Source organism: Pseudomonas sp. PDM22, assembly GCF_014851965.1.
In the GTDB taxonomy this organism is placed as follows: Bacteria; Pseudomonadota; Gammaproteobacteria; order Pseudomonadales; family Pseudomonadaceae; genus Pseudomonas.
In genome coordinates this window covers 761,652-786,591 of sequence record NZ_JACVAR010000003.1, presented here as the reverse complement: position 1 = coordinate 786,591, position 24,940 = coordinate 761,652, and the positions used below count along the sequence as shown (strand labels likewise).

At 66.6% G+C, this 24,940-nt stretch carries 23 protein-coding genes; 13 read left to right on the top strand and 10 right to left on the bottom strand.

All coding sequences use genetic code 11. The features are described 5' to 3' along the window. Positions 1-138 precede the first annotated feature (138 nt). Positions 139-2,319 carry a DNA helicase II gene (gene uvrD / locus IB255_RS14535; RefSeq protein WP_081519077.1) on the top strand — a complete coding sequence of 727 codons (2,181 nt, stop codon included), beginning with the start codon at positions 139-141 and terminating at the stop codon, positions 2,317-2,319. Between the two features lie 75 nt (positions 2,320-2,394). On the opposite strand, the gene IB255_RS14530 is transcribed toward uvrD, so the two are convergent. Continuing rightward, complete coding sequence (locus tag IB255_RS14530; RefSeq protein ID WP_081519076.1) at positions 2,395-4,155, bottom strand: cation:proton antiporter; 1,761 nt, start codon at positions 4,153-4,155, stop codon at positions 2,395-2,397. Between the two features lie 259 nt (positions 4,156-4,414). Between IB255_RS14530 and IB255_RS14525 the strand changes: the two genes are divergently transcribed. From IB255_RS14525 to IB255_RS14515, 3 genes are all read left to right on the top strand, one after another. Further along, positions 4,415-5,299: a Tim44 domain-containing protein gene (locus IB255_RS14525; protein WP_138213587.1), complete on the top strand. Its 885-nt coding sequence runs from the start codon at positions 4,415-4,417 to the stop codon at positions 5,297-5,299. A 194-nt stretch (positions 5,300-5,493) separates the two neighbouring features. Further along, complete coding sequence (locus tag IB255_RS14520) at positions 5,494-5,895, top strand: SMI1/KNR4 family protein (RefSeq protein WP_081519074.1); 402 nt, start codon at positions 5,494-5,496, stop codon at positions 5,893-5,895. Between the two features lie 103 nt (positions 5,896-5,998). Then, positions 5,999-6,211 (top strand): YgdI/YgdR family lipoprotein, encoded by a 213-nt coding sequence (locus IB255_RS14515; protein ID WP_017521498.1) that lies wholly within the window; start codon positions 5,999-6,001, stop codon positions 6,209-6,211. 8 nt (positions 6,212-6,219) lie between these two features. On the opposite strand, the gene IB255_RS14510 is transcribed toward IB255_RS14515, so the two are convergent. Both IB255_RS14510 and IB255_RS14505 read right to left on the bottom strand, forming a co-directional pair. Next, positions 6,220-6,885, bottom strand: coding sequence for a GntR family transcriptional regulator (locus tag IB255_RS14510; protein WP_081519073.1), 666 nt, complete (start codon positions 6,883-6,885; stop codon positions 6,220-6,222). Between the two features lie 74 nt (positions 6,886-6,959). Continuing rightward, the gene (locus IB255_RS14505) at positions 6,960-7,748 is read right to left on the bottom strand and encodes an SDR family NAD(P)-dependent oxidoreductase (protein ID WP_081519072.1); all 789 of its coding nucleotides are present in this window, start codon (positions 7,746-7,748) and stop codon (positions 6,960-6,962) included. A gap of 127 nt (positions 7,749-7,875) precedes the next feature. Between IB255_RS14505 and IB255_RS14500 the strand changes: the two genes are divergently transcribed. The 6 genes from IB255_RS14500 (at position 7,876) to IB255_RS14475 (ending at position 15,011) form a co-directional block, all read left to right on the top strand. Then, positions 7,876-9,270, top strand: coding sequence for an aspartate aminotransferase family protein (locus IB255_RS14500; RefSeq protein WP_081519071.1), 1,395 nt, complete (start codon positions 7,876-7,878; stop codon positions 9,268-9,270). Positions 9,271-9,350: 80 nt separating this feature from the next. Further along, positions 9,351-10,718 (top strand): glutamine synthetase family protein, encoded by a 1,368-nt coding sequence (locus IB255_RS14495; protein ID WP_081519070.1) that lies wholly within the window; start codon positions 9,351-9,353, stop codon positions 10,716-10,718. A gap of 350 nt (positions 10,719-11,068) precedes the next feature. Then, on the top strand, positions 11,069-11,827 hold the full coding sequence (locus IB255_RS14490) for an SDR family NAD(P)-dependent oxidoreductase (RefSeq protein WP_045213936.1): 759 nt from the start codon (positions 11,069-11,071) through the stop codon (positions 11,825-11,827). A gap of 202 nt (positions 11,828-12,029) precedes the next feature. Then, the gene (locus IB255_RS14485) at positions 12,030-12,509 is read left to right on the top strand and encodes an acyl-CoA thioesterase (protein ID WP_081519069.1); all 480 of its coding nucleotides are present in this window, start codon (positions 12,030-12,032) and stop codon (positions 12,507-12,509) included. Between the two features lie 209 nt (positions 12,510-12,718). After that, positions 12,719-14,422 (top strand): YbaL family putative K(+) efflux transporter, encoded by a 1,704-nt coding sequence (ybaL, locus tag IB255_RS14480; RefSeq protein ID WP_081519068.1) that lies wholly within the window; start codon positions 12,719-12,721, stop codon positions 14,420-14,422. 4 nt (positions 14,423-14,426) lie between these two features. Next, the gene (locus IB255_RS14475; protein WP_024766834.1) at positions 14,427-15,011 is read left to right on the top strand and encodes a YqaA family protein; all 585 of its coding nucleotides are present in this window, start codon (positions 14,427-14,429) and stop codon (positions 15,009-15,011) included. 220 nt (positions 15,012-15,231) lie between these two features. Here IB255_RS14475 and pdxY read toward each other — a convergent pair whose 3' ends face one another. Beyond that, the gene (gene pdxY / locus IB255_RS14470) at positions 15,232-16,101 is read right to left on the bottom strand and encodes a pyridoxal kinase PdxY (RefSeq protein WP_081519067.1); all 870 of its coding nucleotides are present in this window, start codon (positions 16,099-16,101) and stop codon (positions 15,232-15,234) included. Positions 16,102-16,221: 120 nt separating this feature from the next. On the opposite strand from pdxY, the gene IB255_RS14465 reads away from it, so the two are divergent. Then, positions 16,222-16,713, top strand: a complete 492-nt coding sequence (locus IB255_RS14465) for a DUF3301 domain-containing protein (protein WP_081519066.1) — start codon at positions 16,222-16,224, stop codon at positions 16,711-16,713. Between the two features lie 6 nt (positions 16,714-16,719). Here IB255_RS14465 and IB255_RS14460 read toward each other — a convergent pair whose 3' ends face one another. Next, entirely contained in the window at positions 16,720-17,109 is a 390-nt protein-coding gene (locus tag IB255_RS14460) for a hypothetical protein (protein ID WP_081519065.1), read from the bottom strand. Then, a complete protein-coding gene (locus IB255_RS14455) occupies positions 17,106-17,984 on the bottom strand; it encodes an alpha/beta fold hydrolase (protein WP_081519064.1) in 879 nt (292 codons plus the stop codon). Before IB255_RS14455 ends, IB255_RS14460 begins: the two co-directional genes overlap by 4 nt. A gap of 103 nt (positions 17,985-18,087) precedes the next feature. Here IB255_RS14455 and IB255_RS14450 point away from each other — a divergent pair, with 103 nt between their 5' ends. Further along, a complete protein-coding gene (locus tag IB255_RS14450; protein WP_081519063.1) occupies positions 18,088-19,851 on the top strand; it encodes a sensor histidine kinase in 1,764 nt (587 codons plus the stop codon). Further along, positions 19,848-21,182, top strand: a complete 1,335-nt coding sequence (locus IB255_RS14445) for a sigma-54-dependent transcriptional regulator (protein WP_081519062.1) — start codon at positions 19,848-19,850, stop codon at positions 21,180-21,182. The genes IB255_RS14450 and IB255_RS14445 overlap by 4 nt, the downstream gene beginning before the upstream one ends. Here the strand turns inward: IB255_RS14445 and IB255_RS14440 are convergent. The 4 genes from IB255_RS14440 to IB255_RS14425 form a co-directional block, all read right to left on the bottom strand. Beyond that, positions 21,164-22,165: a hypothetical protein gene (locus IB255_RS14440; protein WP_081519061.1), complete on the bottom strand. Its 1,002-nt coding sequence runs from the start codon at positions 22,163-22,165 to the stop codon at positions 21,164-21,166. The two genes, IB255_RS14445 and IB255_RS14440, sit on opposite strands and share 19 nt — an antisense overlap. Before the next feature lie 382 nt (positions 22,166-22,547). Continuing rightward, complete coding sequence (locus tag IB255_RS14435) at positions 22,548-22,742, bottom strand: hypothetical protein (protein ID WP_045213909.1); 195 nt, start codon at positions 22,740-22,742, stop codon at positions 22,548-22,550. A 181-nt stretch (positions 22,743-22,923) separates the two neighbouring features. Beyond that, a complete protein-coding gene (locus IB255_RS14430; protein ID WP_081519060.1) occupies positions 22,924-23,859 on the bottom strand; it encodes a LysR family transcriptional regulator in 936 nt (311 codons plus the stop codon). A gap of 357 nt (positions 23,860-24,216) precedes the next feature. Continuing rightward, positions 24,217-24,921, bottom strand: coding sequence for an NAD(P)H-dependent oxidoreductase (locus IB255_RS14425; RefSeq protein WP_081519059.1), 705 nt, complete (start codon positions 24,919-24,921; stop codon positions 24,217-24,219). Positions 24,922-24,940: the final 19 nt, after the last annotated feature.

Genomic DNA, 24,940 nt, shown 5'->3' with positions numbered 1-24,940 from the left:
GGAGCATACCCGAGGAGGTAGCCCCACCCAAGCAGGATGATGGCAATTGGCTGCGTGCCCGCCCAACTTTCGTCGGGAAGACGCCGGACGGCGGGCGGGTTTGCCGGGGAAAACCGCCCGTCGGTAGAATGCCGCCCCATGAACGATGACATCTCCTACCTGCTCAACTCCCTCAATGACCCGCAGCGCCAGGCCGTGGCCGCGCCGCTGGGGCGCCAGCGCGTGCTCGCTGGCGCCGGGTCCGGCAAGACCCGCGTGCTGGTGCACCGTATCGCCTGGCTGATCCAGGTCGAGAACGCCTCGCCGCACAGCATCCTGGCCGTGACCTTCACCAACAAGGCCGCCGCCGAGATGCGCGCGCGGATCGAGCAGCTGCTGGGGATCAACCCGGCCGGCATGTGGGTCGGCACCTTCCATGGCCTGGCGCACCGCCTACTGCGCGCGCACTGGCAGGAAGCCGGGTTGCCGGAGAACTTCCAGATCCTCGACAGCGACGACCAGCTGCGTCTGGTCAAGCGCGTGGTGCGCGAGCTGGGCCTCGACGAGCAGCGCTGGCCGCCGCGCCAGGCGCAGTGGTTCATCAACGGCCAGAAGGACGAGGGCAACCGCCCGCAGAACATCCAGGCCGGCGGCGACCTGTACCTGGCGACCATGGTCAGCGTCTACCAGGCCTACGAAGAGGCCTGCGCCCGCGCCGGCGTCGTCGACTTCGCCGAGCTGCTGCTGCGCTCGCTGGACCTCTGGCGCGACCGCCCGAGTCTGCTGGAGCACTACCAGCGGCGCTTCCGCCACATCCTGGTGGACGAGTTCCAGGACACCAACGCTGTGCAGTACGCCTGGCTGCGCTTCCTCGGCAAGGGCGGCGAGAGCCTGATGGTGGTGGGCGACGACGACCAGTCGATCTACGGTTGGCGCGGCGCGAAGATCGAGAACATCCAGCAGTTCGGCGATGACTTCGCCGGCACCGAGGACATCCGCCTGGAGCAGAACTACCGCTCCACCGGCACCATCCTCAAGGCCGCCAACGCGCTGATCGCCAACAACAGCGGACGCCTGGGCAAGGAGCTGTGGACCGACGGCGTCGACGGCGACCCGATCACCCTGTACTCGGGCTTCAACGAGCACGACGAGGCGCGCTACATCGTCGAGACCATCGAGGACGCCCTGCGCAAGGACGGCCTCAAGCGCAGCGACATCGCCATCCTCTACCGCTCCAACGCCCAGTCCCGCGTGCTGGAAGAGGCGCTGCTGCGCGAGAAGATTCCCTACCGCATCTACGGCGGCCAGCGCTTCTTCGAGCGTGCCGAGATCAAGAACGCCCTGGCCTACCTGCGCCTGATCCGCCTGCGCGACGACGACGCCGCGCTGGAGCGGGTGATCAACGTGCCGCCACGCGGCATCGGCGAGAAGACCGTCGAGGCGATCCGCAACGCCGCACGCCACAACGGCACCTCGATGTGGCGTGCGATCAACGACGTGATCGCCGCCAAGGCCGTGGCCGGCCGCGCCGCCAGTGCGCTCAATGTGTTCCTGGAAACCGTCGACCTGCTGGCGGTGAAGGTCGAGGGCCTGCCGCTGCACCAGATGACCCAGATCGTCATCGAGCAGTCCGGCCTGATCACCTACCACAAGGAAGAGAAGGGCGAGAAAGGCCAGGCCCGGGTGGAAAACCTGGAAGAACTGGTCAGCGCCGCCCGCGCCTTCGAGACCCCGGACGACGAGGACACCCCGCCGCTGGTGGCCTTCCTCGACCACACCGCGCTGGAGTCCGGCGACACCCAGGCCGATGCCTTCGAGGACAGCGTGCAGCTGATGACGCTGCACAGCGCCAAGGGCCTGGAATTCCCGCTGGTGTTCCTCGCCGGCGTGGAAGAAGGCCTGTTCCCGCACAAGATGAGCCTGGAAGAGCCCGGTCGCCTGGAAGAAGAGCGCCGCCTGGCCTACGTCGGCATCACCCGCGCCATGCACCGCCTGGTCATGACCTACGCGGAAACCCGCCGCCTGTACGGCAGCGAGACCTACAACAAGGTCTCGCGCTTCGTGCGCGAAATCCCGCCGAGCCTGATCCAGGAAGTGCGCCTGTCCAACTCGGTGAGCCGTCCGCTGTCGGGCAACCAGCGCAGCGGCAACCTGTTCAGCGGCGCCAGCGTACCGGACACCCCCTTCAGCCTGGGCCAGTCCGTGCGCCACCCGCTGTTCGGCGACGGCGTGATCCTCAACTTCGAAGGCTCCGGCGCCCAGGCACGGGTGCAGGTGAACTTCGACAGCGAGGGCAGCAAGTGGCTGATGATGGGTTACGCGAAGCTGGAAGCGATCTGATCACGGCCAACCTGTAGGGGCGCCCCATGGGCGCGATCGCGGGCATGGCCCGCTCCTGCAGGGAATGGCGAGGCCTCAGTGATGCCCGCCGCCGTTCTGCTCGAACGTCTCGATCAGCGCCACCTGCATCCGCGAATGCACGCGGATGAACCAGCGCCAGAACACCGCGATCACCAGGGCTGCGATCAGCGCCACCACCACCAGCAGCTCGCCCGGCGGCAGGATGCTCGAACTGAGCGCCGCCAGCAGCAGCATCATGCCGCCCAGCGACAGCAGCGGGATCAGCTCGGAAATCACCCGGCGCACGCGGGCCGTGTGGCGCCCGGCGCTCTCCGCCTTCACGCCCATCTCCGCCAGCAGCATCGCCAGCGCCTTGAGCTTGCGGTAGGCGGCGATCAGGAACGGCAGTGACAGCAGCAGCGCGGCACCCCAGATCAGCGCCTTGTGCAGCGCCTCGTGCTCGACGAACTGAGCCAGCCACTGCGACAGGCGATCGGCGAAGAACGCCAGGCCGAAGAAGATCGCGATCACCAGGGTCAGGTTGACCCCGACCTGCAGCAGGATGCGGCGGATCATCCCGGCGAGGATCGCCTTGTCGCCGCGTGGCTTGATGCTGCGCAGCCATTCACCGTACAGGCTGAACACGCGCACCATGGGCGATGGCAGGCTGCGGCCCAGGTACAGCGCCAGCGGGTCGGCCGAGCGGATCAGGTAGGGCGTCAGCAGCGTGGTGATGGCCGACACGCCGACCACCACCGGATAGAGGAAGTCGCTGGTCACGCCCAGGCTCATGCCCAGCGCGGCGATGATGAAGGAGAACTCGCCGATCTGCGAAAGGCCCATGCCCACGCGCATCGAGGTGCGCCCGTCGTTGCCGGCGATGAAGGCGCCAGCACCGCAGGACACCAGCTTGCCGGCAACCACCACCAGGGTGATCACCAGGATCGGCGCGGCGTAGTCCACCAGTACCTTGGGGTCGATGGTCAGGCCGATGGCGACGAAGAAGATCGCGCTGAACATGTCGCGCACCGGCTCCATCAGGCGTTCGATCTGGATCAGCTGGCGCGACTCGGCCATGATCGCGCCGATCAGGAAGGCGCCCAGGATCATGCTGTACTCCAGCTTCACCACCAGCAGGCAGAAGCCGAAGCACAGGCCCAGCACCGTCACCAGCAGCATCTCGTTGCTTTCGAACTTCGCCACGTAGGCCAGCAGACGCGGCACCAGCAGGATGCCGACGACCAGCGCGACGACCATGAACAGGCTGAGCTTGCCGACCGTGGAAAACACCTGATCGGCCTCCACCGTGCCGCTTACGGCGATGCCGGAGAACAGCGCGATAATGCCGATGCCGAGGATGTCCTCGATGATCAGCACGCCGAAGATCAGCTGGGCGAAGCGCTCGTTCTTCATCTTCAGGTCGCCCAGGACCTTGATGATGATGGTGGTGGAGGACATCGCCAGGATCGCGCCGAGGAACAGCGAATCCATGGTGCTCCAGTCGAACAGGCGGCCGATCTCGAAGCCGGCCCAGATCATCAGGGTGATTTCCAGGAACGCGGCGATGAACGCCGTGGCGCCGACCTGGAACAGCTTGCGCAGGGAAAACTCCAGTCCCAGGCAGAACATCAGGAAGATCACCCCCAGCTCGGCGAGGGTCTTGATCGTTTCCTCATCGTGCACCAGGGCGAACGGCGGGGTGTGCGGGCCGATGATCACCCCGGCGATGATGTAGCCCAGCACCACCGGCTGCTTGAAGCGGTGGCAGAGAATGGTGACGAAACCGGCGATCAGCATGATCACCGCGAGGTCCTGGATGAAGTCGATGGCATGCATGGTCGGCGGTCCTCGCGGCGGGCTGGTCAGGGGGATCGCGCGGCTGACGGCCTCGCTCAGCGAAGCCTACCATCCGAGTCCTCCGACAGGCGGCTCTGAAAGAATCAGTAACAGACTGATTTGGAAAGGGATTCATCAGACCCCATATCAGGGGGCGAGCCCACGCAGGGCAACAGCACGAAACAAAATCCGGCTGGCCCTCAAGGGCACCCACCGGCAACATGACGTGCGTCGTATACCAACCAAGAGAATGACAACCATGAAGCGCTTTCTCAGCCTTGCCATGGCTTTCTGTGTCGCCGTGACGCTCAGCCTCGACGTCAACGCCGCCAAGCGTTTCGGTGGTGGCAAGAGCATGGGCTCGGCGCCAAGCCACCAGACCCGCCAGGCGCAACCCAATGCCGCGCCGAATTCCCCGACTGCCGCAGGTCCTGCCGCAACCGGTGCTGCCGCAGGCGCTGCCGGCGCCGCCGCCAAGAGCGGCGCTTCGCGCTGGCTCGGCCCGCTGGCCGGCCTCGCCGCCGGTGGCCTGCTCGCCTCCATGTTCATGGGCGACGGCTTCCAGGGCATGCAGTTCCTCGACATCCTGATCATCGCGCTGATCGCCTTCATCGCCTTCCGCTTCATCGCCTCCCGTCGCCGCCAGCAGCAGGGCAACCAGCCCGCCATGGCCGGTGGACATGCGCCGATGCAGCGTGAAATGCCGGCCGCCCCGCCGTCGATCTTCGGTGGTGCGTCCCGTCCGGTGATGGACAGCCGCCCGGTGATCAACGCGCCGAGCTGGTTCGACGAGACCCGTTTCGTCGCCGCCGCCCGCGAGCACTTCATGTCCCTGCAGCAGCACTGGGACGCCAACGAGATGGACAAGATCGCCGAGTTCGTCACCCCGCAGATGCTGCAGTTCCTCAAGCAGGAGCGTGCTGACCTGGGCGAGGGCTACCAGTCCACCTACATCGACAACCTCGACGTGCAGCTCGAGGGCGTGGACGACCAGGCCGAGAAGACCATCGCCACCCTGACCTTCAGCGGCGTGTCGAAGTCCTCGCGCTTCGACCAGGGCGAGCCCTTCAGCGAAAGCTGGCGCATGGAGCGCCCGCAGGGCGAGAACCAGCCCTGGCTGGTGGCGGGTATCCGTCAGAACTGATCCTGCGCGCAACACTGAAAAAGCCCGGCGATTGCCGGGCTTTTTCGTTTCCGTCGCCCGCCTCGGCAATCCGGCGCGGCACTCCCCGCGGGCCCGCCGCTCGTCCGGACGGCACCGGCACAGTGGTCTTGCGCGAATGGCCGGCTACTACTGTATAAAGCGCGCCATTCGTCGAATTCAAAGAGGCCCCGCCTGTGGAAGATGTGATCGAGAAACTGCGTGAAGCGAACGAGCCGGTTCCGGTACCGCTGGAACTGCCCGACGAAGAACTGCTCGTGGAGATCGAAGAAGCCCTGCTGATCGGCATTCCGTCGGAATTCCGTGAGTTCCTCCTGCTGGTCAGCGATGTGATCTACGGGCGCCTGGAGCCGGTCACCGTGGCCGATCCGCAGTCCCACACCTACCTGCCGGAAGTGGCCGCCGTAGCCTGGGCCAGCGGCCTGCCGCGCGAGCTGATTCCGCTCTGCGCCGATGGTGACGACTACTACGCGGTCGCCGAGGACGGCGAGGTGATCCTCTGGGCCGACGGCGAGCTCACCGAGGAAACCTGGGACTCCGTCTGGACCTGGGCACGCGACGTATGGCTCGATACTTGAAGCCCGGTGTCGGAATTTCCTGAAACTTCCATGGTCACACAGGCAACCCAGCGTACCTCCAGCCCTTGCTGCCCGGGCGGGTACGATGCCCCGTGGAGAAACTATGAAGTTGAAAGCCTTGTTCACCTGCCTGTTGCTGCTCGGCCTCGCCGGATGCGCCGACAAGGCCGTGGTGACGCTGCAGGATGGCAGCGAAATCCTGGTGAAGGATCACTCCGACTACGACAAATACAATGACTACTACGAATTCGAACAGCTCAACGGCGAGACGATCCTGATCAAGAAGGACAACGTCCGCTTCATCAAGACCCCGTGAAGGGCGCCCTAGCGCGCCCCGAGCCTTCCCCCGCTTTCCAGCTCAAGCAGGTTGAGCAGGTACTGGCCGCAGTAGCCCAGGTCCTGTTCGATGGCTTTGCGCGCGCCTGCGCCATCGCCACGCTCCAGCGCCTGCAGGGTGTCTTCGTGGAAGTCGTTCAGGCGCAGCGACAGGTCGGCCTCGGTGAACAACCGGTTGAAGAAGGGCCCGACCTGCAGCCACAGCGCCTCGATCATGCGCAGCAGCGTGGGATTGCCGCAGGCACGGTAGAGCGTCAGGTGGAACCGGCTGTTGGCCTCCAGGTAGCCGTGGACGTCGCGGGCGTTCAGCGCGATTTCCATGCGCTCGGTGCAATCGCGCAGTACCGCCATGTCGGCGGGCTTCAGGTGCCTGGCCGCGTCTTCCACCGCCAGCCCCTCCAGGGATTGCCGCACCTGCAGGATCTGCAGGTAGCGCTCGCGGGTCATCACCGGCACCCGTAGCGAGCGCTGCGGCTCGCCCTCCAGAGCGCCCTCGGCCACCAGCCGTTGCAGGGCCGCGCGCACCGGCATCGGGCTGGTGCCCCACTCATCGGCCAGGTCGCGGATCTTGAGCCGCTCGCCGGGTTGGAAGCGCCCGCTCAGCAAGGCCTGGCGCAGGTTCTGGTACAGCTGTTCCTGAAGGTTGTCGGCCATCGTGATTCACTCCCGGCCGGCCGGCGGCGCCGGCAGTTGGGCGAAGGTCAGGCTGCAGTCGTGCTTCATCTCGCTTATCCCTTGTTCTCGATCAGACAGTTGCCGCCATCCACCACCAGCACTTCGCCGGTGATGTAGCTGGCTTCGGGCGAGGCCAGGAAGGCGATGGCGGCCGCCACCTCTTCCGGTCGCCCGGAACGGCCGAGCGGCGTGCGCCGTCCGGCCTGGATTTCTTCCTCGCTGCTGGAGCCGGTGGCGATCCAGCCCGGCGCCACGCTGTTCACCGTCACCCCGCGACGCGCCACTTCCAGCGCCAGCCCCATGCTCATGCCGAGCATCCCGGCCTTGGCCGCGCTGTAGGCCGATTCGCCCGGATTGCTGGCACGCACGCCGGTGGTGGAGCTGACATTGACGATGCGCCCGTAGCCGCGCTCCAGCATCCCCGGCAGCAGCGCGCGGGTGAGCAGGAAGGCGCTGGTCAGGTTGCGCGCCAGCGACAGGTTCCAGGTCGCCAGGTCCATCGCCGCCAGTTCGGCGAAGGGTTCCGGGCTGCCCTGCATGGCCATGCCGGCGTTGTTCACCAGCACGTCTACGCTTCCCCATTGCCCCTGCGCCCACTCGGCCAGGGCGCGGACGTCGCCTTCGCGGGTCAGGTCGGCGGGCAGCGCGCGGGCTTCGAAGCCCTCGGCGCAAAGCTCCTGCGCACGCAGCAGAACGCGCTCGCTGCTGGCTGTGAGCAGCAGCTTCACGCCGTTGCGCGCCAGCCGGCGGGCACTGGCGAAGCCGATGCCGGACTCGCTGCCGGCACCGCTGATCAGGGCGACCTGGCCAGCCCAGGCGGACTCATTCGTGACATCTTTCATGGGCATCTTCTTGATCTGTGATCACAGAATTCGTTACAGGGCAGATTATCAGGCAGCCGACGCGCTGTATTGACATTTTTGTGATCACAAATGGAATATGTGCGAAATAACAAACGAGGTGTGCAACATGACCGCCAGCGGAATCGCCCAACAGGCCGTGGATCTCTTCACCGCCCGCGAGCGCCAGCGCTTCCTGGAACAGAATCCCAAGTCCGTCGCCCTTGCCGAGCGTGCGCACAAGTCGCTGTACGCCGGTGTGCCGATGCACTGGATGGCGGACTGGTCCACGCCCTGCCCGCTGTTCGTCGAACGCGCCCAGGGCGCCCGCTTCTACGATGTGGACGGCCATGACTACGTGGACTTCTGCCTGGGCGATACCGGCAGCATGTTCGGCCATTCGCCGGCGCCGATCGCCCGCGCCCTCGCCGAACAAGGCGCACGCGGCCTGACCACCATGTTGCCCGGCGAGGACGCCGTGGTCTGCGGCGAACTGCTCGCCGCGCGCTTCGGCCTGCCCTACTGGCAGGTGACCGCCACCGCCACCGACTCCAACCGCTACGTGCTGCGCTGGGCCCGTGCGGTGACCAAGCGCAAGACCCTGCTGGTGTTCGATGGCTGCTACCACGGCACCGTCGACGATGTGATGGTGCGCTACCGCGACGGCGAGACCGTGCACCGCTCCGGCCTGGTCGGCCAGGCCTACGACCTGACCCAGCACAGCCGCTCCATCCCCTTCAACGACGTCGAGGCGCTGGAAGCCGCGCTGGCCCAGGGTGACGTCTGCGCCCTGCTGTGCGAGCCGGCGATGACCAACATCGGCATGGTCCTGCCCGACCCGGGCTTCATGCAGAAGTGCCGCGAGCTGACCCGCCAGTACGGCGCGCTGCTGATCATCGACGAAACCCACACCATCTCCACCAACATCGGTGGCTGCACGAAGCTGTGGAACCTCGACCCGGACTTCTTCGTGGTCGGCAAGCCGATCGCCGGCGGCGTCCCCTGCGGCATCTTCGGCTGCAGCGCGGAGATGGCCGAACGCATGGCCGCGTCGCGCAAGAGTGCCCAGGAAGACAGCCATGGCCACGGCCACAGCGGCATGGGCACCACGCTCTCGGCCAATGCCCTGGCCATGCACTGCATGCGCGCCAACCTGGAACAGGTGATGACCCAGGCGGCCTATGACCACATGCTGCCGCTGGCCAAGCGCCTGGCCGATGGCTTCCGCCGACTGATCGCCAAGCACGGCCTGAAGTGGTCGGTGACCGAGCTGGGCGCACGCAGCGAGTTCCAGTTCTGCCCCGTCTCCCCGCGCACCGGCGCCGAGGCCGAAGCGGCCTTCCACGACGAGCTGCAGATGGCCCTGCACCTGTACCTGATCAACCGCGGCATCCTGATCACGCCGTTCCACAACATGACCCTGTGCTGCCCGGACACCACCGCCGCCGACGTGGATCGCCTGATCGAGACCCTCGATGCCGGCATCACCGAGTTGCTGGCGATCCCCGGCGCGCGCGAGGCCTGATCGCCTGCCACCTGCAGGAGCGGACGTGGTTCGCTCCTGCCAAAAGAACAATCCGGCGCCGAGCGCCACCGAGGACCACCATGCAATTCGCCGATCGACAGGAAGCCGAAGCCTTCCTCGCCGCCCACCCGGACGTGCGCAGCATCGAACTCTTCATCATCGACTCCAACGGCATCCCGCGCGGCAAGCTGCTGCACCGCGACGAGCTGCTGGCGATCTACGACAACGGCCGCCCGCTGCCCAGCTCGATCCTCGCGCTGACCGTGCAGGGCGAAGACGTCGAAGGCACCGGACTGGTCTGGGAAGTGGCCGACGCCGACTGCTGGACCTACCCCCTGCCCGGCAGCCTGACCCTGCAACCCTGGCGCACCAGCCCCACCGGCCAGTTGCAGGTGAGCATGCACCCGACCCAAGGCCTGCCTGCCACCCCGGCCGACCCGCGCCAGGCGCTGTCCCGCGTGGTCGACCGGCTGAAGGCCGACGGTTTGCACCCGGTGATGGCGGTGGAGCTGGAGTTCTACCTGCTGGACAAGCAGCGCGACGCCCATGGCCGTCCGCAGCCGGCGGTGCAGATGAACGGAATCCGCCCGGAAGCGCCGCAGGTCTATGGCGTCTATGAACTGGAGCAGCTGCAGCCGTTCCTCGACGACCTTTACGCCGCCTGCGAAGTCCAGGGCCTGCCGGTGCGCACGGCAATCTCCGAGTACGCGCCGGGCCAGGTCGAGCTGACCCTGGAGCACCGCTTCGACGTCATGCAGGCTATCGACGAAGGCGTGCGCTACAAGCGCCTGGTGAAGGGCGTGGCGAACAAGCACGGGTTGCAGGCCTGCTTCATGGCCAAGCCGTTCGGCGACCGCGCCGGCTCCGGCATGCACCTGCACGTCAGCCTCGCCGACGAGCAGGGCAACAACCTCTATGCCAGCGAAGACATTCACGGCACCGAACTGCTGCGCCACTCCATCGGCGGCATGATGGCCCGCCTGCTGGATTCGCTGGCAATCTTCTGCCCCAACGCCAACTCCTTCCGCCGCTTCCAGGCCAACAGCTACGCGCCGCTGGCCAAGAGCTGGGGCGTGAACAACCGCACCGTGTCGTTCCGCGTACCTGGCGGTCCGGCGAAAAGCCGGCACATCGAGCACCGCATCTGCGGCGCCGACGCCAACCCGTACCTGGCGGCAGCGGCGATCCTCGCGGCCATCCACGAAGGCATCCGCGAGCAGATCGATCCGGGCGCGCCCATCGTCGGCAACGGCTACGAGCAGGCCACCGAGTTCCTCCCCACCGACTGGCTCACCGCGCTGCGCGCACTGGAAGCCTCCACCTGGGCCCGCGAGGCGCTGGGCGAGGAATTCCTCAAGGTGTTCCTGGCGATCAAGTGGGAGGAGTACCGCCAGTTCATGGGCGAGGTCGGCGAGCAGGACTGGCGCTGGTACCTGCATCACGCGTGAATGGTCGCTCGGTGCCAGGGCTTCCCCCTCACCCCAGCCCTCTCCCTCAGGGAGAGGGGGCCGTCCGTGCCGGCTGATTGCGCAGTTTCATCCTGCACCATTCAGTCCCCTCTCCCTCCGGGAGAGGGTTAGGGTGAGGGGCCTTTGAACTTGCCGGGGACACGACCAACTCAACCCTCCCCACTGACACACGACAGCCTTACGAAAAATTTACCCTGTCAGACTGAAGAATCTGGTCTTTTCTTGGTCTGTAATTGCACGGGGCGCAGATGCGCCCCGTGGTCAAAGCGGCGCCGCCGGTACTGCCTGCCGGCCGCCGTCCTCTCTCAGGCAGGGAGAACCCGTAGACAATGAGCACTCCTGTCGTACTGATCACCGGCGCTGCCGGTGGCCTCGGAAAAGCCATCGCCAAACGTTTCGCCCAAAGCCACTGGCGCATCGCCGCAACCGACGTGGACAAAGCCGGCCTGCATGCGCTCAACGCCCAGGTTCCACTGGACGCCACCGCCGTCGGCGACCTGCGACGCGCCGACAACTGCCACAGCCTGGTTTCCGACATCCTCGCCCGCACCGGCCGCCTCGACGCCCTGGTGAACGCCGCCGGCGTCTGGCGCGAAGGCCCGGTGGAAGACTTCAACGAGGACGACTTCGACCTGGTCATGGGCGTGAACCTCAAGGCCGCCTTCTACATGTGCCAGGCGGCGACGCCGTATCTCAAGGAAAACCACGGCTGCATCGTCAACATCTCCAGCGACTCCGGCCGCCAGGCCTATCGCGGCTCCGCGGCGTACTGCGCGAGCAAGGCGGCGCTGACCATGCTCACCCGTACCCTGGCGCTGGAACTGGCCGAGTCCGGCGTGCGGGTCAACGCCATCTCCCCGGCGGATATCGCCACGCCGATGCTCGACTACCAGGCCGAGCGCTATGGCCAGGGCAACCCGGACAGCTACAAGCGCGCCTTGCTGAAGGATTACCCACAGGGCAAGGCGTCGCGCTTCATCCGCCCCGAGGAAGTCGCCGAGCTGGTCTGGTACCTGTGCAAACCGGAATCCGAAGCCATCACCGGCGCGGACCTGGCCATCGACTTCGGCCTCTCCGCCGGGCGCTGAGCCGGCAGATAGACGGACGGGCGGCCAGGGGTCGCCCGTTTTCGTTTGGGGCGTTGATCGAACGACAGACATGCCATTGGTAAATGGCCCACTGGTGCCGGACGCCAATCGGCGGTATAGAAAAAACTGTGTCGCCTGCCGCGCTTTGGTTGTCCAGAGTTAGGCCCTTTCCTTTTCCCAAGACAATTCCGAAGAGAATTCCATGGAACCTGGCAACCACCAGCTCAGCATGACCGTCCTGATGACCCCCGACATGGCCAACTTCTCCGGCAATGTCCACGGAGGCACCCTGCTCAAGTACCTCGACGAAGTCGCCTACGCCTGCGCCAGCCGCTACGCCGGCTATTACGTGGTGACCCTGTCGGTGGACCAGGTGATCTTCCGCCAGCCGATCCATGTCGGCGAACTGGTCACCTTCCTCGCCTCGGTGAACTACACCGGCCGCACCTCCATGGAGATCGGCGTGAAAGTGGTCACCGAGAACATCCGCGAGAAATCCGTGCGCCACACCAACAGCTGCTTCTTCACCATGGTGGCGCTGGACGATGACCGCAAGACCATCGAGGTGCCGCAACTGGTGCCGCAGACCAAGGACGAGAAACGTCGTTTCGCCCAGGCCCAGCAGCGTCGGCAGATTCGCCAGGAGCTGGAACAGCGCTACGCCGAGCTTCGCCACGAATGACGGACGTTCACGACATTTCCTGAAAAGAAATCCCTCGTGTCGCGGAAATTTCCCAATGCGTCAACAGGTTACCCTTGCGTGAAAGCAAGGTAGGAATCGATTACTACGCCTAGACTTTTCATACGCGGGTTTGCCCCCGTGACCCACCGTCGAGCGACCCGGTGCTGATGCGCAGTCCGGTCGCTCCCTGAGTGCCCGGAGCCCAGACCATGCATCACACCCCGCTACTGACCACCCTCGCCGTCGGCTTCGTGCTGGCCTTCGTCCTCGGCGCCCTGGCCAACCGCCTGCGCATCTCGCCGCTGGTGGGCTACCTGCTCGCCGGGGTGCTGGCCGGCCCCTTCACCCCCGGTTATGTCGCCGACCAGGCGCTGTCCACGGAGATCGCCGAACTGGGCGTGATCCTGCTGATGTTCGGCGTCGGCCTGCACTTCTCGCTGAAAGACCTGCTGTCGGTCAAAGCCATCGCCATCCCCGGTGCGGTGGTGCAGATCGGCGTCGCCACCCTGCTCGGCCTGGGTCTGGCCTGGATGATGGGCTGGAACTTCGGCGGCGGCCTGGTCTTCGGCCTCGCCCTGTCGGTGGCCAGTACCGTCGTGCTGCTGCGGGCGCTGGAGCAGCGCCAGCTGATCGACACCAAGCGCGGGCGCATCGCCATCGGCTGGCTGATCGTCGAAGACCTCGCCATGGTCCTCACACTCGTGCTGCTGCCGGCGCTGGCCGGTTCGCTGGGCGGCACCTCAGACGGCGGTGACGGCGGCCTGCTGATGCCGATCCTGCTGACCCTGGGCAAGGTCGCCGCTTTTGTCGCGGTGATGATCCTTGGCGGTCGCCGCTTCGTACCCTGGGTGCTGGAGCGCGTGGCCAAGACCGGCTCGCGCGAACTGTTCACCCTGGCAGTGCTGGCCATCGCCCTGGGCATCGCCTACGGCTCGGCGGTGATCTTCGGCGTGTCCTTCGCCCTGGGCGCCTTCTTCGCCGGGATGATCCTCAACGAGTCCGAGCTGAGCCACGAGGCCGCCGAGAACTCGCTGCCGCTGCGCGACGCCTTCGCCGTGCTGTTCTTCGTCTCCGTCGGCATGCTGTTCAACCCGGCGATCCTGATCCACGAGCCGCTGCCGGTGCTGGCGACCTTCCTGGTCATCGTCTTCGGCAAGTCGGTGGCGGCCTACGTCATCGTGCGCATGTTCGGGCACCCCAACAGCACCGCGCTGACCATCGCCGCGAGCCTGGCGCAGATCGGCGAGTTCTCCTTCATTCTGGTCGGCCTCGGCGTGACCCTGAACCTGCTGCCCGAAGCCGGCCGCGACCTGGTGCTGGCCGGCGCGATCCTGTCGATCCTGGTCAACCCGCTGCTGTTCATCGCCATCGACCGTCTGCAGGCGCGGCAGGAGCAGAAGGCCGAAGCCGAGCCGGGTGTGGTCCAGGTAGAGGCGCCGGACCTGCCGCCGCCGGTGCTGGAGCAGAACCATGCGATCCTCATCGGCCACGGCCGCGTCGGCGCGCTGGTCAGCGAGCGCCTGCGCAAGGACAGGATTCCGCTGGTGGTCATCGAGGACAAGCGCGAGAAGGCCGCCGAACTGCGCGAGCACGGTCTCTGCGTGGTGGTCGGCAACGCCGCCAACCCGGATGTCCTGACCCAGGCCAACATCACCTCGGCGCGCTGGCTGCTGATCGCCATCCCCAACGGCTTCGAGGCCGGGACGATTTCCAGCCACGCGCGGGCGATCAACCCGAACCTGGACATCATCGCCCGCGCCCACTTCGACGCCGAGGTGGACTACCTGGAGCAGAACGGCGCCAGCCTGGTGATCATGGGCGAGCGCGAAATTGCCCGTGGGATGGTCGAGCGGGTCGAACGCGAGGGCGCCACGCCGGCGGCCAGTGACGACCACCTGCCGCAGTCGGCCTGACGCCATGCTGCGCCGGCTCTACGACTGGACCATGCGCCTGGCGGGGCATCCGCGGGCGGAGCTGGCGCTGGGCGGGGTGACCTTCGCCGAGAGTTCGTTCTTCCCCATCCCGCCGGACGCACTGCTGGTGCCCATGGTCCTCGCCAACCGGGCCAAGGCCTGGCGCTATGCGGCGATCTGCATCGTCAGCTCGGTGCTGGGCGGCATCGCCGGCTACTTCATCGGCCTGCTGCTGTTCGAGACGGTGGGCCAGGCGATCCTGGCCTTCTACGGCCTGCAGGAGAACTTCGCCGAGGTCGCCGAGCGCTACAACGAACTCGGCTGGCTGATGGTGCTGCTGGGCGGCGGCTTCACCCCGCTGCCCTACAAGCTGATCACCCTGACCAGCGGCGTCACCCAACTGGACCTGGTGTTGTTCATCGCCCTCAGCGTGGTGGCGCGCACCCTGCGCTTCGCCGCCACCTGCGCCCTGCTGTTCTGGGCAGGACCTGCGCTGCGCGAAGCCATCGAGAAACGCCTCGGGCTGGCGTTCGGCCTGCTCACGGCGATGGTGGTGGGCGGGTTGCTGCTGGGCAAGTACATGCTCTGAGGCTGAGCCCGCTCGTACAAGTTCCGGCGCGCGAGCTAGCCCTCACCCCAGCCCTCTCCCACAGGGAGAGGGGGCCGTTCGGTGTGCTATGGATATCTCAGAGTCAGCCGGCTGAGCTTCGACGTGCCCACCCGCTCAGGACAGTCCCCTCTCCCTCCGGGAGAGGGTTAGGGTGAGGGGAAGGCCCAACGCCGGACTCCCCCAAAGCGCCCCGCTCAAATCACCCCAGCTTCACCGCCTCGAACTTCACCCGCGGATGGGCAATGCGGTCCTGGGCGCGCACCAGTTCCAGTTCGTAGCTGCCGCAGGCCTGGGTCTCCAGCAGCACTTCATGCACGGCGGCGGCGCAGAATTCGAAGGCAGTGCGCAGGTCATCGCCCAGCAGCAGGCGGGCGAGGAACAACCCGGAGGTCAGGTCGCCCACGCCCACCGGTTGGCGCGGGAAGGCCAGCAGCGGGCGGCGCAGGTGCCAGGTCTCGTCCAGGGTCACCAGCAGCATCTCGAAAGCGTCCGCCGGCTTGCCCGGGTAATTCAGGTGCTTCACCAGGATCGCCTTCGGGCCGCGCACCAGCAGGCCACGAGCCATTGCCGCGCAGTCTTCCAGAGAGGTCGGCTGGCGATCGCAGAAGCTGTCCAGTTCCAGCTGGTTCGGGCACAGGTAGTCGGCCACGGCGGCGGCTTCGTGGAGCAGGAACTCGCTGACCTCCGGGGCGACGATGCAACCCTTTTCCGGGTGGCCCATCACCGGGTCGCACAGGTACACGGCGCGCGGGTTGACCTCGCGGATGCGGCGCACCACTTCGAGGATCGAACGGCCCTGCGCCGCGCTGCCCAGGTAGCCCGAGAGCACCGCGTCGCAGTTGCCCAGCTCGCCGATGGCGGCGATGCCATCCACCAGCGCGGGAATCTGCTCCGGCGGCAGCACCTGCCCCGTCCAGTGGCCATACTGGGTATGGTTGGAGAACTGCACGGTGTTCAGCGGCCAGACGTTCACCCCGACGCGGCGCATGGGAAACTCGGCAGCGCTGTTGCCGGCGTGGCCGAAGACGACGTGGGACTGGATGGCGAGAACGTGGGGAGTGCGCGGCATAACGGTGTCCTGCTACAGAATGGGGCAGTATGGGGCGCAATTCACACGCTGTGAACATCCGCCCCTCGCCGCCCGACGGCGGAGTGAGTAAGCTGGTGCGCCGATTCCGAGGAAGCCGAAGTGGACCTGGGCAATCTTTTCATCTTCATGCTGGTTGTCGCGGGCGCCGCCTGGTGGTGGCGTGCTCATGGCATCCGCGAGCGTGCGCTGGCGCTGGCCAAGCAGCACTGCGCGCGCGAGGGCGTGGAGCTGCTCGATGACGCCATGGCCCTGCAGCGCTTCCGCTTCCAGCGCGACGGCCGCGGCAACCTGCGCCTGGCCCGCGAATACGCCTTCGAGTTCACCGCCACCGGGCAGGAACGCTACGCCGGTCGCATCGCCATGTTCGGCCAGCACCTGGGCCGCATCGAGCTGGCGCCCTTCCGCATGGAACCCGAACCGCGCATGCCGGTATCGCCGGTCGCCACCTTCCACCCCGCCGCCGCGCCGGTCGATGAGGATATCGTCGACGCCGTGTTCGACGACACCCCGCCGCCGCCGCGCCCCAGGGCCGAAGTCGTGCGCCTGGACGAATGGCGCCGCGCGCATCAGGACAAGAAGGTCGGCGACTGAGCGACTTCAGCTCGTTTTGTCTTCTGTCAGCTCACGCAATTCGACGACTCGCGCCAGCACCTGCTGCAATGGCGCGTTCATCAGCGCACCCACCGTCCTGCTCAGCAGTCGGCAACGCCAGCGATAGAGGAAGAACGCGCGGCGTTGCTGATTGCGCCGGCATTTCTCGAACAGCCAGTCGGGATCGAAGCCGGTCCACTCGCCCGCGGTCGCCAGGGCGTTGGGGTAGACCACCGGGACCACCTCCAGGCGATAGATGGCTTCCAGCTCGCCCAGGGGAAAATCGCTGACCGCCAGGGTGCGGGCAATGTAGTTGATGTCCGTCTCGCTCGGCTCGGTATCCAGCCATAGCTCGGACAGCGCCAGCCAGACGGACTCGCGGGCCGGGTCGTTCATTCGTGGCCCAGCAGGAAGCGCGACACGCGAGCGGCGCTGTCTTCGGGGAATTCCTGCATGAAGCAGTGGCCGCCATCGACACACTGGCCACTCACCACCGTGTTCGTCGCGCACCAACGCGCCACGGACTTGGGCACGAACGGGTATGTGCGCTCGCCGAACAGCACCTGGGTCGGCGTCACCACCTTGGTCAGCGATGGCCACAGGCGCTTGGGGAAGGAGCTGAAGATTTCCGCCTCGCGGCTGGGCCGGCATTTCAGCTCAACGCCCGCCTCGGTGCGCTTCATGGCGTTCTCCACATAGGCCCAGAGCGCTTCGTCGGTCCAGCCCTTGAAGATGCCGCGGCCGTGCAGGCCGGCGTAGGCCGCCTCGCGGTCCGGCCACTGGCTGCGCCGCGAGCGCGCCTTCTGCACCATGGTGCGGCGCTTGTGCAGGCCGAGCACTTCGGAGAGCGCCATCACGCCGATCATCGCCGGGGTGAACAGCACCGGGTCGAGCAGCACCGCACGGCGGAACAGCTCGGGATGACGGCCGAGGATCAGGCTGGTGAGCACGCCGCCAAAGCTGTGCCCGGCGGCGTAATGCGGCACGTCACCGAATACTTTGCTGCCGGCCTGGAAGGCTTCCACCGCCATCTCGGCATTGCGGTTCCAGCCGTGGAAGCGTCCGCCGTGGTCACTGTCGCCATGGCCCTGCACGTCGCACAGCCAGAGGTCGAAATCCTGCGCCAGGACTTTCAGCATCGGCTCGTAGGCACGGCCGCAGAAGCCATTGCCATGCAGGAAGTGCAGCAGCGGCTTGCCACTGGGCTCGCTGCGCCAGCCGCGCAGGGTGAAACCGGCGGACCCTTCGTGGGTCCAGGACGACAACTGCATCGAAGCTCTCCATCGGGATGCGGCAGTGTAGCGAGGCGGCGGGGCGCCGGACCAGCTCGCGGCCGTGCTATTGTCGCCAACCGTTGGTCGAACCCCGTCGAACATGTCGCCTACCCGCCCCCTTCGCCTGCTGCTGATCTGCCTGCTCCTGCTGGCCGGGCTGGTGTTGTCGGTGTTCTGGGCCGGCGAGAAGGCGCGGCACCGCGCGCTGCTCGCCGAGGCGGAAGCGGCCCATGAACAGCTCGGTCTCTATGCCAACTCCCTGCACACCCTGATCGAGCGCTTCCGCAGCATTCCCGCCGTGCTCGCGCTGGACCCGGAGCTGCGCGCGGCCATGCGCGGCCCGGTGACCGGCGAGCTGCAGCACCGGCTCAACCTCAAGCTGCAGGAAATCAACGGCGCGGCGCGCTCCTCCACTTTGGAGCTGCTGGACCACACCGGCCTTGCCGTGGCTGCAAGCAACTGGAACCTGCCGGTCAGCTACGTCGGCCACAACTACGGCTTCCGCCCCTACTTCCGCCAGACCATCGCCCAGGGCGCGGGGCGCTTCTATGCGGTCGGCGTGACCAGCGGAATTCCCGGCTACTTCCTGTCCAATGCCCTGCGCGACGACGACGGCACCTTCCTCGGCGCCATCGTGGTCAAGCTGGAATTCCCCGACCTGGAGCGGCAGTGGAGCCAGACCCCGGACGTGGTGCTGGTGAGCGACAGCAAGGGCGTGGTGTTCCTCGCCAACCACCCGCGCTGGCGCTACCGCGAGCTGATGCCGCTGGACGCCGTGGCCCGCGCCGAGATGGCCGACACCCGCCAGTACCACAAGCAGCCGCTCAGCGCGCTGCCGCACCGGACGCTGGAAACCCTCGGCGAGCACGCGCGCATGGTCCGTGTCGACGGCCAGGACATCAGCGGCGACTACCTCTGGCAATCGGTCGGCCTGCCGGAAGACGAGTGGACCCTGCACCTGCTGCGCAATCCCCATGGCGTGCAGTCCGACGTCACCAGCGCGCGGCTGGCCGCCGCCGGCGTCTGGCTGGCGCTGGTGTTCCTCGTGCTCTGGCTGCAACAGCGCCGCCGCCTGGCGCGCCTGCGCCAGCGCAACCAGGAAGAGCTGGAGCGCCTGGTCGAGCAGCGCACCGCCGCCCTGCGCACCGCCCAGGACGGCCTGGTGCAGGCCGCCAAGCTGGCCGCGCTGGGGCAGATGTCCGCCGCGCTGGCCCACGAGATCAACCAGCCGCTCACCGCCCAGCGCATGCAGCTGGCCAGCGTGCGCCTGCTGCTCGACGCCGGCCGCCAGGACGACGCCCGCGCCGCGCTGGTGCGGGTCGATGAGCTGCTCGAGCGCATGGCCGCACTCACCGGCCACCTGAAGACCTTCGCCCGCAAGACGCCCGGCGGCCTGCGCGAGCGCATCGAACTGGGCCACGTGATCGAGCAGGCGTTGCAGCTGCTGGCGGTGCGCATCCGCAGCGAAGGCGTGGAGATCAGCCAGGACCTCGACCTGCCCGCCTGGGTGCTGGGCGATGCGATCCGCCTGGAGCAGGTGCTGGTCAACCTGATCCGCAACGCCCTCGATGCGGTGGCCAATACCGCCCCGCCGCAGATCCGCCTGACCCTGCGCCGCGACGGCGAGCACTGGTGCCTGGAAGTCGCCGACAACGGCCCCGGCATCGACGAAGCCCATCTGGCCAGCGTCTTCGACCCCTTCTTCACCACCAAGCCGGTGGGCGAAGGACTGGGCCTGGGGCTGGCGGTATCCTATGGCATCGTCCACGAACTTGGCGGGCGCCTCGACGCCGCCAACCAGCCCACCGGCGGCGCGCTGTTCCGCCTGAGCCTGCCGGCCGCCAGCGAAGAAAGAAGACCATGAGCGAGACCATCCTCTTCGTCGACGACGAAGCCGCCATCCGCGACGCCGTGCAGCAGTGGCTGCAACTTTCCGGCTTCGAAGTGCGCCTGTGCAGCAGCGCCGACGAGTGCCTGAGAAGCGTCTCCCGCGAGCTGCCCGGCGTGGTCATCAGCGATGTGCGCATGCCCGGTACCGACGGCCTGGCCCTGCTCGAGCGCCTGCAGCAGATCGACCGCGACCTGCCGGTGATCATGGTCACCGGCCACGGCGACGTGCCCATGGCGGTGCAGGCGATGCGCCAGGGCGCCTACGACTTCATCGAGAAGCCCTTCACCCCCGAACGCCTGCTCGACAGCCTGCGCCGCGCCCTGGAGAAACGCCGGCTGGTGCAGGAGAACCGCCAGCTGCGTGAACAGGCGGCGCTCAAGGACCAGATCGAATCGCGCCTGCTGGGCGTCTCGCGGCCCATGGAAACCCTGCGCCGGCAGATCATGGCGCTGGCCGGTACGCCGGTGAACGTGCTGATCCGCGGCGACACCGGCAGCGGTAAGGAGCTGGTCGCGCGCTGCCTGCACGACTTCGGCCCGCGCGCCGGCAAACCCTTCGTCGCGCTGAACTGCGCGGCGATCCCCGAGCAGCTGTTCGAGACCGAACTGTTCGGCCACGAAAGCGGCGCCTTCACCGGCGCCCAGGGCAAGCGCATCGGCAAGCTGGAGCACTCCGACGGCGGCAGCCTGTTCCTCGACGAGATCGAGAGCATGCCACTGGCCCAGCAGGTGAAGCTGCTGCGCGTGCTACAGGAGCAGCAGCTGGAACGCCTTGGCTCGAACCAGAGCATCAAGGTGGACCTGCGGGTGATCGCCGCGACCAAGCCGGACCTGCTTGAGGAAGCCCGCGCCGGGCGCTTCCGCGAGGACCTGGTGTACCGCCTGAACGTCGCCGAGCTGCGCCTGCCGCCGCTGCGCGAACGCCGCGAGGACATCCCGCTGCTGTTCGAGCACTACGCCATGCTGGCCAGCGAGAAATTCGGCCGCGAAGCCGCGCCGCTCTCCGCCAGCGAACTGGCGCGCCTGCTCGCCCACGACTGGCCGGGCAACGTGCGCGAACTGGCTAACGCCGCCGAGCGCCACGTGCTCGGCCTGGACCGCGCCGAGCTGCCGATCGAGCCCGCCGGCAACGGCCTGTTCGAACGCATGGAAGCCTACGAGGCAGAGTGCATCCGCCAGGCGCTGGGCCAGTGCAAGGGCGACATCAAGGCGGTGATGGAACTGCTCGGCCTGCCGCGCCGCACCCTCAACGAGAAGATGCAGCGCCACGGGCTGAGCCGCGGGGATTATTTGGGCGAGGATTGAGCCAGCTCGTCGGCGAAAAACCATCGCACGCACAGCCGGCTCAATGGCCACAACAACGACAGCAGCAGCGCAGCAAAACCCATCGGCGCTAACGGCAGATATCGGCTGTCCAGCGCGTCGGCGAGCACAAAAACCAGCACCAGCGCACACAGCACCAGGAGCCCGAGCCAGAGCAGCAGCAAGACCAGCGACGCGATCAGCACCCGACCAGTGCCGAAGCGTGACAACTGCGGCGGCAGACGCGTGTGCACCGCCACCATGACGATGGCAAAGGGCACTGCGCAATTGATCAGCTGGAACAGTGGCTGCCAGGCGTTGCCGTCGCTGTAGGTCGTCATCATGCTCGCAGCCAGCGAGGAAGACAGCCGGTAGACCACCGCGGCGACGCACAGCGCCATGCCCAGAGCCACCTGCCAGCGGGCAACCGCTGTGCCGGCACCCGGGGCGAGCGGCAGCGCACGACCACGTGCCAGCCGCAGTATCAGCCATAGCGGCAACACACAGGTCAGCAACAGGCTCGCCAACGCGGCAAGCTGTGCATAAAGCACGATCCACAACTGCCGGTTGCCCTGCTCCCGAACCCATTCGTAGAAGACCTGGCCAACAAAACCTATCCCGCTGGTCATCGCCAGGCTGCACACCAGGTAGGCAAATCCGTACGCCAGCAGCAATCCGGGCAGCGGGCGGAAACGCCCAATGGCATGACGTTCACGCTGCTGCTGCACCAGCAAAAGCACGCCGGCGACGTAGGCGAGCATTCCGCCAAGCAGGGTGGAGATCATTACCGGAAGGTAGCGCGTCATCCGTTCGTGGAAGCCGTCGCCAGCGGTGAACCATTGCAGGCCCAGATTGACGCCGAGCAAGCAGATGGTCGCGACGATCTGTGCAGCGATGAACAGGTAAGTCTGGTGGCTAGCGTGGGCCAGCGTGAGCTGCGGTGAAGTGAGTTCAGCGTGTGGCGTGGAGAAGGGGTTGTGATTCATCGGGCGGCGTCCTTGTCGATCCGCGCGAATTCCAACAGAAGTACGGCAGCCTTGCCAAGGCATTGCGCCAGACAAAAAAAAGGCCGCTGACGTGAGCGGCCTTGAGACGGACATCGATCTGGAGCAATCAAGAATCGACGTCGGGAAGCTTGCCGGCGGTGAGGCCGGTAACGGCGGGGCTGGAAAGCCGCGCTGTTGGGTCAATTATATTGACCAAATAGACAGGAATACAGGTCACTGGCCGCGAAAGACTGTTTCAGAATCTGTAACAGTCAGCTGGCTGCTGTGAAAACGCAGGCAAAAAAAACGCCGCATGTCTTATGCGGCGCAAGGTGTTGAGAAGCCCGGCTCACGCACCGAGCCTCCCGGGGGAAGCGGCCGATCAGGAATCGGCGTTGCTGCCAGCGGCGGCCTTGGCGGTCTGCTCGGCGGACTGGGCCTGCTGCTGGGCAATCACTGCTTCGTTGGCCTTGACCATCTTGTCGGTCATCAGGCGCGATTCTTCGGCGAAGCTCAGCTGAGTGAAGGACAGCGAGCAGACGGACAGCAGGGCAGCAACATAAAGCGAACGGGACATGACGGTGATCCTTTCTGAACACCCGATTGGTCGGGGTTGATGAAAGGTTACGGCGCAACAGTCCCTCGAAAAATAGCTAGCTAACCAACAAAGCATTGCCTAAAAAGCAACAATCCGTGCCGATCGTCCGAGAACGCCGGTATAGAGCGGCTGCGGCGATCCGCCACGCTAGCCCTTTGCCTTATGCCCAGTTGACGGGATCGTTGAGCGCTGCTTCGTCTTCCTCGAATACCCGCGGCAGCTCCGCCTTGAGGAATTCGACCCAGGTGCGGATCTTCGCGTCGAGGAAGCGCCGCGACGGGTACAGCGCGTAGATCTGCCGCACATGCAGGCTGTGCCGGGGCAGTACGCGTACCAGCGAACGCCGGCGCAGCGCGGGTGCGGCGACGTAGCTGGGCAGCAGGCAGATGCCCATGCCGGCGGCGGCGGCGCCGGTCAGCGCCTCGGCGACGTTGACCATGAAGGTGTCGCGCGGGCGGATCACGCTTTCCTCGTTGCCCTCCTCGAAGGCCCAGCCTTCGGGGAAGGTCGGGTCCTGCAGGCGCAGGCACTGGTGCTGGTGCAGGTCGGCGACGCTGGTCGGGGTGCCGCGCCGCTTGAGGTACTCGGGGCTGGCGCAGAGCACGCTGTAGATGGTGCCCAGGGTCTGGGCGACGAACTCGGAGTCGGGCAGCTCGCGGTCGCGGGTGATCACCACGTCCTGGCCTTCCTCGAGGATGTCCGGCTGGCGCTGGGCCAGGGTCAGCTCGATGTAAACCTCGGGGAAGGACTCGCAGTAGCGCGAGATCAGCGGGATCAGGTGCTGCTGGCCCAGCCCGGTGAGCGAGTGCACGCGCAGGCGGCCACGGGGATTGAGATGCGCGCCGCTGGCTTCGGCCTGGGCTTCATCGACGTCGGCGAGGATTTCCCGGCAGCGCAGCAGGTAGCGCTCACCGGTTTCGGTCAGCGCCAGGCGTCTTGTCGTGCGGTGCAGCAGGCGCGCTTCGAGCTGGGCTTCGAGGTCGGAGACCACCCGCGAGACCTGGGCTGTGGATAACCCCAGGGCGTTGGCGGCGGCGGTGAAACTGCCGGCATCCACCACCCGGACGAATGCCCGCATCGCGTGAAGTACGTCCATGCTTCCCCCTGCCTGTTGATCTCGTCGTAGGCGCCTGTAGGAGACGACAACCATTGTTGTCCGCGCCGCAAAACTGAATCGCAGTATAGGGTCGTTTTTTGCCGATTGTTACCACGTATAGTGCCGGACAAGTCGCTGCAGCAACGTTGGGCATACCAGGCTCATCGTACGGCCGCCGATACACCAATCGACGGCCCTCTCCCCCGCGCATACCTGGCTGCAGCGACTGACTCTTTCTCCAGGGGCGGTCATCTTCGGATGACCGCCCTTTTTCATGTCTGCAGGAGCGCGCCATGCGCGCGATCGCGGGCATGGCCCGCTCCTACAGGGTGAATCCGCGGCCCAACCGAGGAAGCCTCAGCGCGGCAGCGGGTACAGACGCTCGTCGAACTGCTCCAGGCGCACGAACTCCAGCGGCTGGTCGCTCTCCAGGTTCTGCAGGCGATCCTGGTACTGGCGCAGGAAGTCCTGGCGCGCCTCGTTGCTGATGTAGGGCACATGCCAGGCCACGAAGGGTGGCAGCACGCTCATGCCGGTGTAGGCCAGGGTGCCACGCAGGATCGGCCGCAGCATGTCTTCCAGCGGGCCGTGGATGGCGCCGTCGCCGAACATATGGTCGCGCCCGCCGAGGGTCACGCTCACCAGCGCCTTCTTGCCGGCCAGGCCGCCCTGGTCGTAGAAGCGCTTGCCGCCGTAGCAGATGCCCGAGACCAGCACGCGGTCGAACCAGCCCTTGAGGATGGCCGGCGCGGAGAACCAGTAGATCGGGAAGTTGAAGATCACCAGATCGGCCCAGAGCAGCTTGTCCAGCTCGGCCTGGATGTCAGCGGCGATGGTCCTGGCCTTGGCGCCTTCACGCTGCTCCAGCGCATAGACCAGATATTCGGGGTTGGCGCGGGCGCCGAAGTCGGCGGCGCTGGCCACCGGGTTCCAGTTCATCGCGTACAGGTCGGAGACCTGCACCTCGTGGCCCTGGCCGCGCAGGGTTTCCTCGGCGAGCTGGTACAGCGCGGTGCTGAAGGATTGCGGTTCGTTGTGGGCGTGGACGATCAGTACGTTCATGTGGATTCCTGACAAGTCG